The sequence below is a fragment of the Kitasatospora putterlickiae genome, from assembly GCF_039527695.1.
Lineage (GTDB): Bacteria > Actinomycetota > Actinomycetes > Streptomycetales > Streptomycetaceae > Kitasatospora > Kitasatospora putterlickiae.
The window spans coordinates 1-1,263 of sequence record NZ_BAAAKJ010000482.1; the positions used below are offsets into that span (position 1 = coordinate 1).

At 74.8% G+C, this 1,263-nt stretch carries 2 protein-coding genes and 2 pseudogenes; all 4 read right to left on the bottom strand.

The genetic code is table 11. The annotated features are described in order from the left end of the window. A pseudogene (locus ABD308_RS37410) lies at window positions 1-193 on the bottom strand (pirin family protein); the annotation flags it as partial. After that, entirely contained in the window at window positions 186-665 is a 480-nt protein-coding gene (locus ABD308_RS37415; protein ID WP_344345125.1) for an OsmC family protein, read from the bottom strand. The pseudogene ABD308_RS37410 and the gene ABD308_RS37415, both read right to left, overlap by 8 nt. Then, window positions 662-970, bottom strand: a complete 309-nt coding sequence (locus ABD308_RS37420; RefSeq protein WP_344345128.1) for a GNAT family N-acetyltransferase — start codon at window positions 968-970, stop codon at window positions 662-664. The genes ABD308_RS37415 and ABD308_RS37420 overlap by 4 nt, the downstream gene beginning before the upstream one ends. Before the next feature lie 99 nt (window positions 971-1,069). Then, window positions 1,070-1,263: pseudogene (locus tag ABD308_RS37425) on the bottom strand (hypothetical protein); the annotation flags it as partial.

The window sequence follows — 1,263 nt, forward strand, 5'->3', positions numbered from 1 at the left end:
CGTCGGGGCCGTAGTGGTCGACGAAGCACCACGCGCCGACCATCCGGCGGCCCATGTTCGGGAGGAGGCGGCGGACGACGGTGCTGCCGCCGAGGGCGGTCTCGCGCGGGGCGAGGAGTTCGCGGACGGCGCCGCCCGGGGTGTCGGCGCGGCCGCCGCGCACGGTCGGGACGGTGAGGTCGGGTTCAGCCATGGTGGGCCCCGTTTCCGGTGGTCGAGGCGCGCGGGGCGGCCGGGACGATGGGGGTGCCGGCGGAGACGGCGCGGGTGACCGGGGTGCGGTCGGCGATGTCGAGCAGGCGGGCGCGCTGGGCGTCGTCGAGGTCGCCGATCAGGTCGATCCGCCGGGTGATGCGGACGGCCTTCTCCGGGCCCTTCTCGTAGCCGAGGTGGACGCGCACGGTGGTCAGCGGCCACTGCTTGCGCTGGGCGTACATCCGCAGGGTGATGGCGGTGCAGGAGCCGAGCGCCGAGAGCAGCAGGCCGACCGGGGTGGTGGCGGTGTCGGCGCCGCCGGCCGACTCGGGCTCGTCGGCGGTCAGCCGGTGGCGGCCGGAGCGGATGTCGACGCGGTAGTCGTCGGCGGTGCTGGTGGCGACGGCGGCCGCGGCGCGGACGAACCCCGCCTCGGCCGCCGGGGTCGCCCCGGTCGCTTCGGCGGTCACAGGCCGAACCGCTCGCGCTTGGCGGCCGGGACGAGGTCGTGGTACTCGGGGTGCTTGGTCAGCCAGCCGCGGATGAACGGGCAGTACGGGAGCACGGCGAGGTCGTTGGCGCGGGCGTCGTCGAGTGCGGCGCGGGCGAGGACGCCGCCGAGGCCCTGGCCGCCGAAACGCGGGTCGATCTCGGTGTGGATGAAGGCGATCTCGTTCTCGTAGCGGTGATACTCGGCGAAGCCGGCGAGTTCACCGTCGGAGGTGATCTCGTAGCGGGACTTCTCGGGGTTGTCGGCGACGGCGGTGGTCGTCATGGCTTCCTCCTGGGGGTCGGGCCCTGGTGTCGGAAGTAATTTAGCATTCAACTAATAGAAGATCAAGACCGCCCGGAGCGGGCCGGGCGGTCGGGGGCGTCAGGAGACGGTGATCGGCGGGGGCAGGGGGTGGCAGCCGTCCCAGGACGCGATCTGGCCGGGCGGGCAGGAGGCGGGGCGCGGCGGCAGGGTGGGAACCGGGCGCGGCGGGACGGTCCACTCCCCCGGGCCGGGGCCCTCGGGCGGGTCGACCGGCGGCTCGACGGGCGGCTTGGGGTCCGGCTTGGGTGCGG